We start from the raw sequence: 15,599 nt of genomic DNA on the forward strand, positions 1-15,599 counted from the left end.
GACCCGGAGAACCTCACCAACATGAAGGTCAAGCCGAGCGTCAAGAAGATCTGCGACAAGTGCAAGGTGATCCGCCGTCACGGCCGGGTCATGGTCATCTGCGACAACCTGCGCCACAAGCAGCGCCAGGGCTGACGCACGCCGACCGACCTGCCTTAACGCAGTTCTTCGCGCGACGTAAGAAAACGTACATACGCAGAACCCGCCCAGCCCCGCAAGGGCCGGCGGCACCTCCGGCGGGGGCCGGGGACCCGGACGTACCATCACCCACTCGGGTGGTCGGCGGTCGGGATCGGTTCTGTGGAAGACCCCCGAACACACAGGAGCCATTGAATGGCACGCGTTTCCGGTGTTGACATCCCGCGCGAAAAGCGTGTGGAGATCGCACTCACCTACGTCTTCGGTATCGGGCGCACCCGGTCCAAGGAGATCCTCGCCTCCACCGGCGTGAACCCGAACACCCGCGTTCGTGACCTGGCCGAAGAGGACCTCGTCAAGATCCGCGAGTACGTGGACGCCAACCTCCGTACCGAGGGTGACCTCCGCCGCGAGATCCAGGGCGACATCCGTCGCAAGATCGAGATCCAGTGCTACCAGGGTATCCGCCACCGTCGCGGCCTCCCGGTGCACGGCCAGCGCACCAGCACGAACGCGCGTACCCGCAAGGGCCCGCGTCGCGCGATCGCCGGTAAGAAGAAGCCGGGCAAGAAGTAGTCCTGTTCAGCGGTCTTGCGCTGTAGGACCGACCACCTCCCGTAGGAGATTTAGATGCCCCCCAAGGGTCGTCAGGGCGCTGCCAAGAAGGTGCGCCGCAAGGAAAAGAAGAACGTCGCTCACGGGCACGCCCACATCAAGAGCACGTTCAACAACACCATCGTTTCGATCACGGACCCGTCCGGCAACGTGATCTCCTGGGCCTCCGCCGGCCACGTCGGCTTCAAGGGCTCGCGCAAGTCCACCCCCTTCGCCGCGCAGATGGCCGCCGAGTCGGCCGCCCGCCGCGCGCAGGAGCACGGCATGCGCAAGGTCGACGTCTTCGTCAAGGGTCCCGGCTCCGGCCGTGAGACCGCGATCCGCTCCCTCCAGGCCACCGGCCTCGAGGTCGGCTCGATCCAGGACGTCACCCCCACCCCGCACAACGGCTGCCGCCCGCCGAAGCGCCGCCGCGTCTGACGCAGCGGACGCACCTGTGCGTTCTTGAGTGTCCGGGCGGTACGACCCCTTCGGGGGACGTGCCGCCCGTACCCTTGCAGTAGCCGTACCCGGGTGACTCCGGTACGGCCCCCGTCGGACGTCAAATAGTGGGCGTCCACGAATGAAGGAACACAGACATGCTTATCGCTCAGCGTCCGTCGCTGACCGAAGAGGTCGTTGACGAGTACCGCTCGCGCTTCGTGATCGAGCCGCTGGAGCCGGGCTTCGGCTACACCCTCGGCAACTCGCTGCGCCGTACCCTCCTGTCCTCCATCCCGGGTGCCGCTGTCACCAGCATCCGCGTGGACGGCGTCCTGCACGAGTTCACCACCGTGCCGGGCGTCAAGGAAGACGTCACGGACATCATCCTCAACATCAAGCAGCTGGTCGTCTCCTCGGAGCACGACGAGCCGGTCGTGATGTACCTGCGCAAGCAGGGCCCGGGCCTGGTCACCGCCGCCGACATCGCGCCCCCGGCCGGTGTCGAGGTGCACAACCCGGACCTCGTCCTCGCCACGCTCAACGGCAAGGGCAAGCTGGAGATGGAGCTGACCGTCGAGCGCGGTCGCGGCTACGTCTCCGCCGTCCAGAACAAGCAGCTGGGCCAGGAGATCGGCCGCATCCCGGTCGACTCCATCTACAGCCCGGTCCTCAAGGTCACCTACAAGGTCGAGGCGACCCGAGTCGAGCAGCGCACCGACTTCGACAAGCTGATCGTCGACGTCGAGACCAAGCAGGCCATGCGCCCGCGCGACGCCATGGCGTCCGCCGGCAAGACCCTGGTCGAGCTGTTCGGTCTGGCCCGCGAGCTCAACATCGACGCCGAGGGCATCGACATGGGCCCGTCCCCGACGGACGCCGCCCTGGCCGCCGACCTGGCGCTGCCGATCGAGGAGCTCGAGCTCACCGTCCGGTCGTACAACTGCCTCAAGCGTGAGGGCATCCACTCCGTGGGTGAGCTCGTCGCCCGCTCCGAGGCCGACCTGCTCGACATCCGCAACTTCGGTGCGAAGTCGATCGACGAGGTCAAGGCGAAGCTGGCCGGCATGGGCCTGGCCCTCAAGGACAGCCCGCCCGGATTCGACCCGACCGCCGCCGCCGACGCCTTCGGCGCCGACGACGACGCGGACGCCGGTTTCGTCGAGACCGAGCAGTACTGAGAAAGCTTGCGGGGGGTTCACGCCCCCCGCACCCGCCCTCTCGCGACCGCTTGAGGGAACTGACTCCGGTACCTGACACGGCCGGTGCAGATTTGAAGGAGTAACAATGCCGCGTCCCGCAAAGGGTGCCCGCCTGGGCGGCTCCGCCGCGCACGAGAAGCACCTCCTCGCGAACCTCGCGAAGGCGCTCTTCGAGCACGGCCGGATCACCACCACCGAGGCCAAGGCCCGCCGCCTGCGTCCCTACGCCGAGCGTCTGGTCACCAAGGCCAAGAAGGGCGACATCCACAACCGTCGCCTGGTGCTGCAGACGATCACGGACAAGAGCATCGTGCACACGCTGTTCACCGAGATCGCCCCGCGCTACGAGAACCGCCCCGGTGGTTACACGCGCATCACCAAGATCGGCAACCGTCGTGGCGACAACGCCCCGATGGCCGTGATCGAGCTGGTCGAGGCCCTCACGGTCGCCCAGCAGGCCACCGGTGAGGCCGAGGCCGCCACGAAGCGCGCGGTCAAGGAGGCGGAGGCCAAGGCCGAGGCCACCGAGACCCCCGCCGAGGAGACCAAGGAGGCCTGATCCCGCTTCGGGATCGAGCTTGCTTGATCGGCTCTGAACGGGCCCGCCCCCTTCCGGGGCGGGCCCGTTCTGCATATGGGTGATTCTGAGAGGATCGGTCACGTGAGTGACGAGGTGGAGCCCGGGCACGTCCGGGTACGGCTGGACCTGAGCTACGACGGCAAGGACTTCTCCGGCTGGGCGAAGCAGCGCACGCTGCGGACGGTCCAGGGCGAGCTGGAGAGCGCCCTGCAGACCGTGATGCGGCTGAAGGAGCCGGTCGAGCTGACCGTGGCCGGGCGCACGGACGCGGGCGTGCACGCCCGCGGGCAAGTCGCGCAGTTCGACCTCGCCGAGGAGGTCTGGGCCGAGCACCACGACAAGCTGCTGCGCCGCCTCGCCGGGCGGCTGCCGCACGACGTACGGGTGTGGAAGGTCGCCGAGGCCCCCGAGGGCTTCAACGCGCGCTTCTCGGCCATCTGGCGCCGCTACGCCTACCGCGTCGGCGACCACCAGGGCGGCGTCGACCCGCTGCGCCGCGGTCACGTCCTGTGGCACCAGTGGCCCCTCGACGTGGACGCCATGAACGAGGCCGCGGCACCGCTGCTGGGCGAGCACGACTTCGCCGCCTACTGCAAGAAGCGCGAGGGCGCCACGACGATCCGTACGCTCCAGCAGCTCAGCTGGGAGCGCGCCGAGGACGGCATCGTCACCGCCACCGTCCGCGCCGACGCCTTCTGCCACAACATGGTCCGCTCCCTGGTGGGCGCCCTGCTGCACGTCGGCGACGGGCACCGGCCCACCGACTGGCCCGGCAAGGTGCTGGCCGCCGCGGTACGGGACTCCTCGGTGCACGTGGTCAAGCCGCACGGCCTGACCCTGGAGGAGGTCGGCTACCCGGCGGACGAGCTGCTGGCCGTCCGCAGCAGGGAGGCGCGCAACATGCGGACCCTGCCGGCCGCCGGCTGCTGCTGAGCCGCAGCCAAATCGTTTGGGCGGATCGCGCGCCGACCTGGACAATGCCCGGCATGGGACATCTCGAAGCCAGCCACCTGGAGTACTACCTTCCCGACGGGCGGGTACTGCTCCCCGACGTCTCCTTCCGCGTGGGGGAGGGGGCGGTGGTCGCCCTGGTGGGGGCGAACGGCGCCGGCAAGACCACCCTGCTGAAGCTGATCTCCGGGGAGCTCCAGCCGCACGGCGGCGGAGTGACCATCAGCGGCGGCCTCGGCGTGATGTCCCAGTTCGTGGGCTCCGTGCGCGACGAGACGACCGTACGGGACCTGCTGGTCTCGGTGGCCCAGCCGCGGATCCGGGAGGCCGCGAAGGCCGTCGACCGCGCCGAACACCTGATCATGACGGTGGACGACGAGGCCGCCCAGATGGCCTACGCCCAGGCCCTCAGCGACTGGGCCGACGTGCAGGGCTACGAGGCGGAGACCCTGTGGGACGTCTGCACGATGGCCGCCCTGGCCATCCCGTACGACTCCGCCCAGTTCCGCGAGGTGCGCACGCTCTCCGGCGGTGAGCAGAAGCGGCTCGTGCTGGAGGCGCTGCTGCGCGGGCCCGACGAGGTGCTGCTGCTCGACGAGCCGGACAACTACCTCGACGTCCCGGGCAAGCGGTGGCTGGAGGAGCAGCTGAAGGCGACCCGCAAGACGGTCCTCTTCGTGTCCCACGACCGGGAGCTGCTGACCCAGGCCGCCGAGAAGATCATCAGCCTGGAGGCGAGCCCGATGGGCTCCGACGTCTGGGTGCACGGCGCGGGCTTCGGCACCTACCACGAGGCCCGCAAGGAGCGCTTCGCCCGCTTCGAGGAGCTCAAGCGACGCTGGGACGAGGAGCACGCCCGGCTCAAGGCCCTGGTGCTGCGGCTGCGCAACCAGGCCGCGAGCAGCCCCGACATGGCTTCGCGCTACCGCGCCATGCAGACCCGCTTCCAGAAGTTCGAGGAGGCAGGCCCGCCGCCGGAGCCGCCGCGCGAGCAGGACATCAAGATGCGGCTCAAGGGCGGCCGGACCGGCGTGCGGGCGCTGACCGTGGAGAACCTGGAGCTCACCGGGCTGATGAAGCCGTTCTCCCTGGAGGTCTTCTACGGGGAGCGGGTCGCGGTGCTCGGCTCGAACGGCTCCGGCAAGTCGCACTTCCTGCGGCTGCTGGCCGGCGAGGACGTCAAGCACACCGGCGACTGGAAGCTGGGCGCACGGGTGGTCCCCGGCCACTTCGCGCAGACCCATGCCCACCCGGAGCTCTTCGGCCGCACGCTCGTCGACATCCTGTGGACGGAGGCGGCCAAGCCCCTGGGGCAGGCGATGGGCGCGCTGCGCCGCTACGAGCTGGAGCGCCAGGCCGAACAGCCCTTCGAGAAGCTCTCGGGCGGCCAGCAGGCGCGTTTCCAGATCCTGCTCCTGGAGCTGGCAGGGACCACGGCGCTGCTGCTCGACGAGCCCACGGACAACCTCGACCTGGAGTCCGCGGAGGCCCTCCAGGACGGCCTGGAGTCCTACGACGGGACCGTGCTGTGCGTCACGCACGACCGCTGGTTCGCGCGCACATTTGACCGTTACCTGGTCTTCGGTTCGGACGGTGTTGTGCGGGAGACTCAGGAGCCAGTCTGGGACGAACGCAGGGTCGAACGCAAGCGCTGAGCGGTGAGGGAGGGGCGTCGTGGGCCTGAGGCCTGGCAGCTGGCTCATGAGGTGGGAGGCGCGGGCCCCGGGGAACCGGCTGCTGGAGTGGCTGCTGCGGCCGGCTCCCCGGTCCTGGCGGGTGGTCTCCCTGGCGGTGCTCCTCGGGATCTGCGTCTCCACGAGCCTGCGGGCGAACTGGGGCTCGGACAACGCCTTCGTCGTCAAGGCGGCGCAGACGCTGCTGGAGGGCGGGTCGCCGTACGAGGACAAGCGCTTCCTCTACCTGCCCAGCGCCGTGCTCATGGGGGTGCCGGAGGCGCTGGTACCGCGGGGCGTGCTGCGCTGGATCCTGCCGGTCGGGATGGCGGGTCTGCTGGGCGTCGGCTGGCTGGCCGCCCTGCGGCTGTTCTCGGTGCCGCTGCGCTCGCGCTTCGCGGTCGGGGGTCTGGCCGTGTTCGCCCTCGCGTACAAGCCGTGGGCGAACCTGGTGCTGATCGGCAACTGGACGGCCGTCTCGGCGGCCGCGCTGCCCGTGGCGCTGCTGCTCGCGCACCGGCGGTCGTGGGGTGCGGCCGGGCTGGTGGTCGGGCTGGCCATCGCCTGCAAGCCGATGCTGGTGCCGATGGGGCTGCTGTTCCTGCTCGCCCGCCAGTGGCGGGGGCTGGCCGCGGCGGTGCTGGTGCCGCTGGGGATCTCGCTGGCCGGGGCGCTGCTGATGCCCAGCCCGTCGCTGTTCTTCACCAAGACCCTGCCGTTCCTGCTCCAGGGCCAGGACGCGTACGCGCTGCCCTGGGACGCCTCGCCCATCGCGGTGCTGCCGCGGCTGGGGGTGCCGCAGGCGGTGGCGGTGCTCGTGGCCTTCGCCGGAGCCGCGGCCGGGCTGTGGGCGGCCTGGGCGCGGTGGCGGCGTACGGAGCAGGACGCCGACCGGGGTGAGCTGCGTCTCGTCGAGACCGCCTGCATGGTGATGCTCGCCGCATTCCTGGTGTCGCGGCCCTCCTTCGACCACTACCTGCTCGTGGTGCTGCCGCTGCTGCTGGCCTCGGCGGTACGGCCGGGTTCGACGGCGCGCTCGCCCTGGTTCTGGCTGGCGTTGACGCCCCAGATGGCCCTGGTCCCGTGGCCCTCGGAGCTGGCCCACAAGCGGCGCGCCTTCAAGGACTGCGCCGCCCTGTGCGGGCTCGCGTTTGTGCTGGCGTGTCGTGCGCTGCGCTCGGGTCGGGTTATTCTGGAGCCCGTAACAACTGCGGGGTCCCCACCCAGGACCGAACCGGAGTGCGCCGCGACGTCAGCAGAATCGGCATCGCGGACCGCGTTTTGACCCGTAAGGGTCTGCTTGGGTATCCTGCTGGTTTGTTATGCGTATTGGCTTTCTCATTCTCACGTGAAAGGGCCTTACGCCGGTCCACCGGACCGATGACCAGCAGTTGGCCGTTCACACGGGTTGCGTCCCCGGAGTGAACGAGGGCTGTCGTGATCGTCCGTGGTGACCCTGTCAGGACCCTTCCCGCGGGGCTTTGCGCCCTATGGGATGACCCACCACTGAAGAAGCGAAGGCATACGCGTGCGTACGTACAGCCCCAAGCCCGGCGACATCTCGCGCCAGTGGCTCGTCATCGACGCCCAGGACGTCGTCCTCGGCCGTCTGGCGACCCAGGCCGCTGCCCTCCTCAAGGGCAAGCACAAGCCGACCTATGCCCCCCACATGGACATGGGTGACTTCGTCGTCATCATCAACGCCGACAAGGTTCACCTGTCCGGCAACAAGGCCTCCCAGAAGATGGCGTACCGCCACTCCGGTTTCCCGGGCGGTCTGCGCTCCGTGCGTTACGACGACCTCCTGGCGAACAACCCGGAGAAGGCCGTCGAGAAGGCCGTCAAGGGCATGCTCCCCAAGAACACCCTGGGCCGTCAGATGCTCTCGAAGCTGAAGGTCTACTCGGGCGACCAGCACCCGCACGCTGCCCAGCAGCCGGTGCCGTTCGAGATCACCCAGGTCGCGCAGTAGTTCCGGCCACCCCCTAAGACACAGAGAATTCTGAGGAGCATCGTGGCCGAGACCACCGCCGAGACCCCCGTCGACGAGTTCGAGGGCGTCGAGGAGTACACCACCGAGTCCGAGGTCGTCGTCGAGGGCGACTACACCTCCGAGTCCCTTGCCGGTCGCTTCGGCGACCCCCAGCCGGCCGCCGGCCTGGGCCGTCGCAAGAACGCCATCGCCCGCGTCCGGATCGTTCCGGGCACCGGCAAGTGGAAGATCAACGGTCGCACCCTTGAGGACTACTTCCCCAACAAGGTGCACCAGCAGGAAGTCAACGAGCCCTTCAAGCTCCTCGAGCTCGACGGCCGTTACGACGTCATCGCCCGCATCGCGGGTGGCGGCGTCTCCGGCCAGGCCGGTGCCCTGCGCCTCGGTGTGGCCCGTGCGCTGAACGAGGCGGACGTGGACAACAACCGCCCGGCGCTGAAGAAGGCCGGCTTCCTCTCCCGCGACGACCGTGCGGTCGAGCGCAAGAAGGCCGGTCTCAAGAAGGCCCGTAAGGCTCCGCAGTACAGCAAGCGTTAATCTGCGCCTGCTGTTCTGCAACGAAACCGCCCCGGCAGCACTCTCTGTGCTGTCGGGGCGGTTCGTTTACCGCCACAAGCGGCAAATACCTGACACAAGCGGTCATACGCGAAGCGCAAACTCGGGAGGACAACAGTGGGACGACTCTTCGGGACGGACGGTGTACGCGGGGTCGCCAACGCGGATCTGACGGCGGAGCTCGCGCTCGGCCTCTCCGTGGCGGCTGCCCATGTTCTCGCCGAGGCGGGCACCTTCGAAGGCCACCGGGCGACCGCGGTGGTCGGCCGGGACCCGCGGGCCTCCGGCGAATTCCTCGAGGCCGCCGTCGTGGCCGGCCTGGCGAGCGCGGGCGTGGACGTCCTGCGCGTCGGTGTGCTGCCCACCCCGGCGGTGGCGTATCTCACCGGTGCGCTGGGTGCCGACCTCGGCGTGATGCTCTCCGCCAGCCACAACGCCATGCCGGACAACGGCATCAAGTTCTTCGCCCGCGGCGGCCACAAGCTCGCCGACGAGCTGGAGGACCGCATCGAGTCCGTCTACGAGGAGCACCGCACCGGTGCCCCATGGGACCGGCCCACCGGGTCCGGCGTCGGCCGGGTCTCGGACTACACCGAGGGCTTCGAGAAGTACGTCTCGCACCTCATCGGCGTCCTCCCGAACCGTCTCGACGGCCTGAAGATCGTCCTGGACGAGGCCCACGGCGCGGCCGCCTACGTGTCGCCCGAGGCGTTCGCCCGCGCCGGCGCGGAGATCGTCACGATCGGCGCCGAGCCGGACGGCCTGAACATCAACGACGGCTGCGGATCCACGCACCTCGGTCTGCTGAAGGCGGCCGTGGTCGAGCACGGCGCCGACTTCGGCATCGCGCACGACGGCGACGCGGACCGCTGCCTGGCCGTGGACGGCAGCGGTGCGGAGGTCGACGGTGACCAGATCCTCGCGGTGCTGGCGCTGGCCATGCGCGAGGCCGGCCAGCTGCGCGAGAACACCGTGGTCGGGACCGTCATGTCCAACCTGGGCTTCAAGCTGGCCATGGAGGGCGAGGGCATCCAGGTCGTGCAGACCGGCGTCGGCGACCGGTACGTGCTGGAGTCGATGAAGGAGCACGGCTACGCGCTCGGCGGCGAGCAGTCCGGCCACGTGATCATCCTCGACCACGCGACCACCGGCGACGGCACGCTGACCGGCCTGCTGCTCGCGGCGCGGGTCGCCGCCACCGGCAGGTCCCTCGCCGAGCTGGCGGGCGTCATGCAGCGGCTGCCGCAGGTCCTGGTCAACGTTCCCGACGTGGACAAGTCCCGGGTCTCCACCTCCGCCGAGCTGGCGGCGGCGGTCTCGGACGCCGAGCGCGAACTGGGCACCTCCGGCCGCGTCCTGCTGCGCCCTTCCGGTACGGAGCCGCTCGTCCGGGTGATGGTCGAGGCCGCCGACATCGAGCAGGCCCGCGCCGTCGCCGGCCGGCTCGCGGACGCCGTGAAGTCGGCGCTCGGCTAGCGGGCCATCTCCTAGAAGGCGTCTGCACCAGGTCTGCGCGGCGCACCCGGCTTCCGGATCGTCCGGTTCGGCTGGGTGCGCCGCAGCAGTTTCCAGGCGATGAGGGTGAGTGTGCCCGAGAGGATGATGCCGCCCAGGTTGAGCGCCAGCTGGATGCCGGAGCCCCACATCTGGCCGAGGTCGCCGTAAGCGAGTGCCACGGCGGCGTTGGCGGCCGCCGGGACCGTGGTGACGGAGATCGCCACGCCCACGAGCGCACCAGCCTTCGCCGAGGTCAGCGAGAGCATGCCGGCCACGCCGGCGAGCAGCGCCACGACGAAGGAGAACGGGTCGGGCTGCCAGATGAAGCTGGTGTTCGGCCGTTCGTTCTCGAGCAGGTGCTCATGGAAGAGGCCCAGCGCGTCCATGCCCAGGCTGAAGGCCGTCGTCGCCGCGATCGCCGCCGTGAAGCCGACCGCCAGCGCGATGAAGGAGCGCCAGGCGAGTCCGGGCGTGCGCTGCACCAGACCGGTGCAGATGCCGGCGAGCGGGCCGAACTCGGGGCCGACCGCCATCGCGCCCACGATCAGCACGGCGTTGTCGAGCACGACACCGCACGCCGCGATCATCGTCGCCAGGATTATGAAGGCGGTGTAGGTGATGGTGAGGGTGGACTCCTCGTGCGTCGACTCGGTGAGCTGTTCCCACACCACCGCGTCGGCGGCCTCGCCCGGCGCCTCCTCCTCCGCCTCGTCCGCGCGCGTGGAGATCGACAGGTCGATGTTCTCGACGGCGATCGAGCCGGACTTGTCGATGCCGAGCGCGCGCATCTCCTGGAGCAGTTCGTCGACGGACTCGCGAGCGACGTCGCACAGCACGAGGTCGCCCTCCGGGTCGCGGGCGGCACCGGTCAGGACGACCAGGTGGGTGGTGCCGACCGTCCGGTCGATCAGCTCCACCACCTGCTCGGTGAGGTGGTGCGGGGTGATCATCCGCAGATGCAGCATGCCCGCACCCTAACCACTACAGCTTGCGCAGGCTCAGCTTCTGGACCTTGTGGTCCGGTCCCTTGCGCACGACGAGGGTGGCCCGGCCCCGGGTGGGGGCGACGTTCTCCAACAGGTTGGGCCGGTTGATCGTCCGCCACATCGTCTGCGCGTACTCCATGGCCTCCTCCTCGGAGACCTGCGTGTACTTGCGGAAGTACGAGAACGGGTTCTGGAAGGCTGTCTCGCGCAGCTTGCGGAAGCGGTTGAGGTACCAGCGCTCGATGTCCTCCGGCCGGGCGTCCACGTACACGCTGAAGTCGAAGTAGTCGGCGAGGGCGACGCGGGTCCGGCCGTCGGTGCCCGGCAGGGCCGGCTGGAGCACGTTGAGCCCCTCGACGATGAGGATGTCCGGACGCCGTACGACGAGTTCCTCGCCCGGCACGATGTCGTAGATCAGGTGTGAGTAGACCGGGGCCCGCACCTCGTCCTTGCCGGCCTTGATGTCGGCGACGAAACGGGTGAGCGCGCGGCGGTCGTAGGACTCGGGGAAGCCCTTGCGGGAGGTGAGCCCGCGCCGCTGGAGCTCCTTCATCGGGTACAGGAAGCCGTCGGTGGTGACCAGCTCCACGCGGGGGTGCTCGGGCCACCGGGCGAGCAGGGCCTGGAGCAGGCGTGCAACCGTGGACTTGCCGACGGCGACCGAGCCGGCGACCCCTATGACGAAGGGGGTGCCCGCCTGCGCGCCGTGGCCGTTGCCGGCGTCGCCCAGGAAGGTGTTGAGGGTGCCGCGGAGGTTGCTGGTGGCGCCGACGTAGAGGTTCAGCAGGCGTGACAGCGGCAGGTAGACGTCGCGGACCTCGTCGAGGTCGATGACGTCGCCGAGGCCGCGCAGGCGCTCCACCTCGTCGGCGGTCAGCGGCAGCGGCGTCCGCTCGCGCAGGGCGCTCCACTCGGCCCGCGTGAGGTCGACGTACGGCGAGGCCTCGGTGCCGCGGCGGTGCGCGGTCCGCGGGGGCTGCCCGTCCCGGCCGGCGTGCTCCGTTGCACCCTCGGGCGTGTTGCTTCGTGGCGGCGAAGTGATCACACCGCCATTGTCGGGGCTGGGGGGCGCTTGTGGGTGGTGGGGTCGGTCACGTGGCCAAAGGGCGCAGCGGGTCTTCCCATCTCGATTCGGCACGATCGCGGTTGCGCCCTGATCACGATCCGCGTGCGGGCCACCTGCGCCGCCGGCGGGCGGGCGGACCGGCCGTAGAGTGCGGAGCGCCGCACTCCATTTGCTCGTCCCCCCGACCGGGGGCCGTTCGTGCTGCTCCGACGCCACCTCGTTCCCGGGAGTCCTCCGTGCGTACCGCCCTCGTCCGTCGTGCCCTCCTGACCGCCTCCGGCGCGTCCCTGGTCCTGCTGGCCAGCGCCTGCGGCCCCTCGGGCGGGGCCGGCGCCGAGCAGGACGCGAAGCCGTCCGCGGCCGCCCCGTCCCCCTCGCCCACGCCCGAGGCCAAGGCCCTCACCGCCGCCGAGCTGGAGAAGCTCACGCTGGCCGACGGCGACGTCCGCGACGTCAAGATCGAGAAGGCCGGGGCGGACGACGTCGCCAAGGCGGCCGAGGTCACCACCGACAAGCCGGAGTGCACGGCGCTCGCCCAGGCGGGCGGCCTGGCCCCGGTCGGCAAGGCCGTCACCACCACGGAGCGGATCGGCGTCGGCAAGCCGTCCGACCCGGCCGATCCGATGAGCGTCTCCGCGACGTCCGTACAGCTCGCCTCCTACGACGGCAAGGGTGCCGAGGAGGCGCTCGCCTCGCTGAAGGCCGCCGGACAGGCTTGCGGTGGCGGATTCACGACGACGGCGAAGGGTGAGAAGACCACGGTCAAGTCGGTCACGCCGTCGACCGTCACCGCCGGTGACGAGGCCGCGGCATGGGCGCTCGCCACCGAGGACGAGGGCGAGGCCATGAACAGCCAGATGGTCGCCTTCCGCAAGGGCAGCAACCTCGTCGTCATCCACACGGTCCGGTTCGACGCCAAGCCCGCCAGCGCACAGGCGTTCATCGACGCGCAGCTGAAGAAGCTCGGCTGAGAACGGGCCCCGGCCGCCACCGGCCGGGGCCCGTCACGGCCGGGACGGAACGGTCTCGCGACGATCACGATGTGGCTCGGCAGTGCGAATTCGCGAGCTGCTGATCGTTTGCCTCTGTAGATTGCCCCTGCAGCAGTTTTCGAGCAGCGCCCGCCTCGCGGGCGCCGTTCCTGCATGCCGTCGCCGTCATTGCCTGTGGGGGAGTCTTCTCGTGCGTAACGCTTTCGTCCGTCGTTCTGTCATGACCGCGTCCGCGGTGTCCCTGGTCCTGCTGGCCACCGCCTGCGGCTCCGACAAGGCGGACACCAAGGCCGACACCAAGCCGTCCGAGGCCGCCGCGACGTCGGCCGCCCCGGCCGCCAAGGCGAGGACGAGCGCCGAGCTGGAAGGCGTGATCGTGGTCCAGGCCGACCTGCCCAACCACGTGGTCAAGGCCCCCACCGCGGCCGAGACCGCGGGTGCGGCCGGCGCCAAGAGCGACAAGCCGGAGTGCCAGCCGCTGGTGTCGGCGCAGTCCATGAACGCGGTGGGCACCGCCGCGGGCACCGCCGGGACCCGCGCCGTCGTCAAGGGCAAGGCGCCCGCCGCCGACGCCAGCCCCGAGGAGAAGCTCAAGGCCGGCCTGGACGCCCTGGGCGGTACGGCCACCTCGGTGTACCTCGCCTCGTACGAGGGCAAGGGCGCCGCGGAGGCCTTCGCCTCCCTCAAGACGGCGGGCACGGCCTGCGCCGGCGGCTACACGGGCAGCCAGGCCGGCGACTCCCTCAAGGTCACGAAGGTGGCCCCGGGCGCTGCCGTCACCGCGGGAGACGAGGCCCTCGCGTACACCGTGACGGGTGAGGCGGACGGCGAGACGCTGACCACGGAACTCGTGGTCGTGCGCAAGGGCAACACCCTCGCGACCTTCTCGGCCCTGAGCATCACCGGTGCCGCGGAGCAGCCGAAGGACGTCGTCGACACCCAGGTGAAGAAGCTCGGCTGAGGCACAGTCCGACGCCCCGTCAACCCCGCTCCGGCCCATCCGCCGGGGCGGGGTTTTCGTCTTGTTCCGCTACGGGGCAGACGGCCGACCACGGCGTACGCTGCGCCCTATGTGCGGAATTGTGGGTTACGTGGGAGCGCAGTCTGCGCTCGATGTGGTCATCGCCGGACTCAAGCGACTGGAGTACCGCGGCTACGACTCGGCAGGGGTCGCCGTACTCGCAGACGGCAGCCTGGCCGCCGCCAAGAAGGCCGGCAAGCTCGTCAATCTGGAGAAGGAACTCGTCGCGCACCCGCTGCCGGCCGGTTCCACGGGACTCGGGCACACCCGGTGGGCGACCCACGGCGGGCCCACCGACGTCAATGCCCATCCGCACCTCGACAATTCGGGGCGCGTGGCCGTCGTCCACAACGGCATCATCGAGAACTTCGCCGCGCTGCGCGCCGAACTCGCCGAGCGCGGGCACCGGCTGGAGTCCGAGACCGACACCGAGGTCGTCACGCACCTGCTGGCCGAGCAGTTCTCGGCCGCCGGCGATCTCGCGGAGGCCATGCGGCAGGTGTGCCGGCGTCTCGAAGGCGCCTTCACCCTGGTGGCCGTGCACGCCGACGAACCGGACGTGGTGGTCGGCGCGCGCCGGAACTCCCCCCTGGTCGTGGGCGTCGGCGAGGGAGAGAACTTCCTCGCCTCGGACGTCGCCGCGTTCATCGCCCACACGCGGTCCGCGATCGAGCTCGGGCAGGACCAGGTCGTCGAGCTCCGCCGCGAAGGGGTCGCGGTGACCGACTTCGACGGCTCGGTCGCCTCAGTGCGGGCGTACCACGTGGACTGGGACGCCTCGGCGGCCGAGAAGGGGGGATACGACTACTTCATGCTCAAGGAGATCGCCGAGCAGCCGAAGGCCGTCGCCGACACCCTGCTCGGCAGGATCGACGGGAGCGGCTCGCTGAGCCTGGACGAGGTGCGCATCCCCGTCTCGGTGCTCAGGGAGGTCGACAAGGTCGTGATCGTGGCCTGCGGTACGGCCTACCACGCGGGCATGATCGCGAAGTTGGCCATCGAGCACTGGACCCGCATCCCGTGCGAGACGGAGCTGGCGAGCGAGTTCCGCTACCGCGACCCGATCCTGGACCAGCGGACGCTGGTGGTCGCGATCTCGCAGTCCGGCGAGACCATGGACACCCTGATGGCGCTGCGCCACGCACGCGAGCAGGGCGCCAAGGTGCTGGCCATCTGCAACACGAACGGGTCGACGATCCCGCGCGAATCGGACGCCGTGCTCTACACGCACGCCGGTCCCGAGGTCGCCGTCGCCTCGACCAAGGCCTTCCTGACCCAGCTGGTGGCCTGCTACCTCGTCGCGCTGTACCTCGGGCAGGTCCGCGGCACCAAGTGGGGCGACGAGATCGAGGCGGTGATCCGGGAGCTGTCGGACATCGCCGCCGCCGTGGACACCGTCCTGGAGACCATGGAGCCGGTCCGCCGGCTCGCGCGGTCCCTCGCCGAGAAGAACACCGTGCTCTTCCTCGGCCGGCACGTGGGCTACCCGGTGGCGCTGGAGGGCGCGCTCAAGCTCAAGGAACTGGCGTACATGCACGCCGAGGGCTTTGCGGCGGGCGAGCTCAAGCACGGGCCGATCGCGCTCATCGAGAAGGACCTGCCGGTGGTCGTGGTCGTCCCCTCGCCGCGCGGCCGCTCCGTGCTCCACGACAAGATCGTGTCGAACATCCAGGAGATCCGGGCGCGCGGGGCGCGGACCATCGTGATCGCGGAGGAGGGCGACGAGGCGGTCGTCCCGTACGCGGACCACCTGATCCGCATCCCGGCGACGCCCACGCTGCTCCAGCCGCTGGTGGCTACGGTGCCGCTGCAGGTGTTCGCCTGCGAACTGGCCACGGCCCGCGGCAACGAGGTGGACCAGCCGCGTAACCTCGCAAAGTCCGTGACAGTGGAGTAGTCGGGTAGTGGGG

Annotated in this window: 16 protein-coding genes; 14 read left to right on the forward strand and 2 right to left on the reverse strand. The window is 70.1% G+C overall.

The window, feature by feature from the left end:
- Positions 1 to 21: 21 nt before the first annotated feature.
- The 11 genes from rpmJ (at position 22) to glmM (ending at position 9,603) form a co-directional block, all read left to right on the forward strand.
- Positions 22 to 135: a 50S ribosomal protein L36 gene (gene rpmJ / locus ACZ6JS_RS20505; RefSeq protein ID WP_003956441.1), complete on the forward strand. Its 114-nt coding sequence runs from the start codon at positions 22 to 24 to the stop codon at positions 133 to 135.
- 198 nt (positions 136 to 333) lie between these two features.
- Positions 334 to 714 (forward strand): 30S ribosomal protein S13, encoded by a 381-nt coding sequence (gene rpsM / locus ACZ6JS_RS20510; RefSeq protein ID WP_007265919.1) that lies wholly within the window; start codon positions 334 to 336, stop codon positions 712 to 714.
- Between the two features lie 54 nt (positions 715 to 768).
- Positions 769 to 1,173 (forward strand): 30S ribosomal protein S11, encoded by a 405-nt coding sequence (rpsK, locus tag ACZ6JS_RS20515; RefSeq protein WP_003956432.1) that lies wholly within the window; start codon positions 769 to 771, stop codon positions 1,171 to 1,173.
- A gap of 158 nt (positions 1,174 to 1,331) precedes the next feature.
- Positions 1,332 to 2,354, forward strand: a complete 1,023-nt coding sequence (locus tag ACZ6JS_RS20520) for a DNA-directed RNA polymerase subunit alpha (protein ID WP_007265920.1) — start codon at positions 1,332 to 1,334, stop codon at positions 2,352 to 2,354.
- A gap of 106 nt (positions 2,355 to 2,460) precedes the next feature.
- Positions 2,461 to 2,934: a 50S ribosomal protein L17 gene (gene rplQ / locus ACZ6JS_RS20525; protein ID WP_319733898.1), complete on the forward strand. Its 474-nt coding sequence runs from the start codon at positions 2,461 to 2,463 to the stop codon at positions 2,932 to 2,934.
- Positions 2,935 to 3,036: 102 nt separating this feature from the next.
- Entirely contained in the window at positions 3,037 to 3,888 is an 852-nt protein-coding gene (gene truA, locus ACZ6JS_RS20530) for a tRNA pseudouridine(38-40) synthase TruA (protein ID WP_469299668.1), read from the forward strand.
- 44 nt (positions 3,889 to 3,932) lie between these two features.
- Entirely contained in the window at positions 3,933 to 5,561 is a 1,629-nt protein-coding gene (locus tag ACZ6JS_RS20535; protein WP_469299670.1) for an ABC-F family ATP-binding cassette domain-containing protein, read from the forward strand.
- A gap of 19 nt (positions 5,562 to 5,580) precedes the next feature.
- Positions 5,581 to 6,864 (forward strand): glycosyltransferase family 87 protein, encoded by a 1,284-nt coding sequence (locus tag ACZ6JS_RS20540; protein ID WP_469299672.1) that lies wholly within the window; start codon positions 5,581 to 5,583, stop codon positions 6,862 to 6,864.
- Positions 6,865 to 7,107: 243 nt separating this feature from the next.
- The gene (gene rplM / locus ACZ6JS_RS20545) at positions 7,108 to 7,551 is read left to right on the forward strand and encodes a 50S ribosomal protein L13 (RefSeq protein WP_363060160.1); all 444 of its coding nucleotides are present in this window, start codon (positions 7,108 to 7,110) and stop codon (positions 7,549 to 7,551) included.
- Between the two features lie 42 nt (positions 7,552 to 7,593).
- Positions 7,594 to 8,109 carry a 30S ribosomal protein S9 gene (gene rpsI, locus ACZ6JS_RS20550; protein WP_469299674.1) on the forward strand — a complete coding sequence of 172 codons (516 nt, stop codon included), beginning with the start codon at positions 7,594 to 7,596 and terminating at the stop codon, positions 8,107 to 8,109.
- 135 nt (positions 8,110 to 8,244) lie between these two features.
- On the forward strand, positions 8,245 to 9,603 hold the full coding sequence (gene glmM / locus ACZ6JS_RS20555) for a phosphoglucosamine mutase (protein WP_469299676.1): 1,359 nt from the start codon (positions 8,245 to 8,247) through the stop codon (positions 9,601 to 9,603).
- Between the two features lie 11 nt (positions 9,604 to 9,614).
- Here the strand turns inward: glmM and ACZ6JS_RS20560 are convergent, their stop codons facing one another.
- Both ACZ6JS_RS20560 and coaA read right to left on the reverse strand, forming a co-directional pair.
- Positions 9,615 to 10,589, reverse strand: a complete 975-nt coding sequence (locus tag ACZ6JS_RS20560; protein ID WP_469299678.1) for a DUF389 domain-containing protein — start codon at positions 10,587 to 10,589, stop codon at positions 9,615 to 9,617.
- A 16-nt stretch (positions 10,590 to 10,605) separates the two neighbouring features.
- Positions 10,606 to 11,655, reverse strand: coding sequence for a type I pantothenate kinase (coaA, locus tag ACZ6JS_RS20565; RefSeq protein ID WP_469299680.1), 1,050 nt, complete (start codon positions 11,653 to 11,655; stop codon positions 10,606 to 10,608).
- A gap of 257 nt (positions 11,656 to 11,912) precedes the next feature.
- Between coaA and ACZ6JS_RS20570 the strand changes: the two genes are divergently transcribed.
- The 3 genes from ACZ6JS_RS20570 to glmS all read left to right on the forward strand — a co-directional run bounded on the left by ACZ6JS_RS20570 (position 11,913) and on the right by glmS (position 15,586).
- Positions 11,913 to 12,647, forward strand: a complete 735-nt coding sequence (locus ACZ6JS_RS20570) for a hypothetical protein (RefSeq protein WP_469299681.1) — start codon at positions 11,913 to 11,915, stop codon at positions 12,645 to 12,647.
- Between the two features lie 241 nt (positions 12,648 to 12,888).
- Positions 12,889 to 13,629: a hypothetical protein gene (locus ACZ6JS_RS20575; protein ID WP_469299683.1), complete on the forward strand. Its 741-nt coding sequence runs from the start codon at positions 12,889 to 12,891 to the stop codon at positions 13,627 to 13,629.
- Between the two features lie 109 nt (positions 13,630 to 13,738).
- Positions 13,739 to 15,586: a glutamine--fructose-6-phosphate transaminase (isomerizing) gene (gene glmS / locus ACZ6JS_RS20580; RefSeq protein ID WP_469299685.1), complete on the forward strand. Its 1,848-nt coding sequence runs from the start codon at positions 13,739 to 13,741 to the stop codon at positions 15,584 to 15,586.
- The last annotated feature ends 13 nt before the right edge of the window (positions 15,587 to 15,599 follow it).

The organism is Streptomyces sp. NPDC046349 (assembly GCF_055587885.1).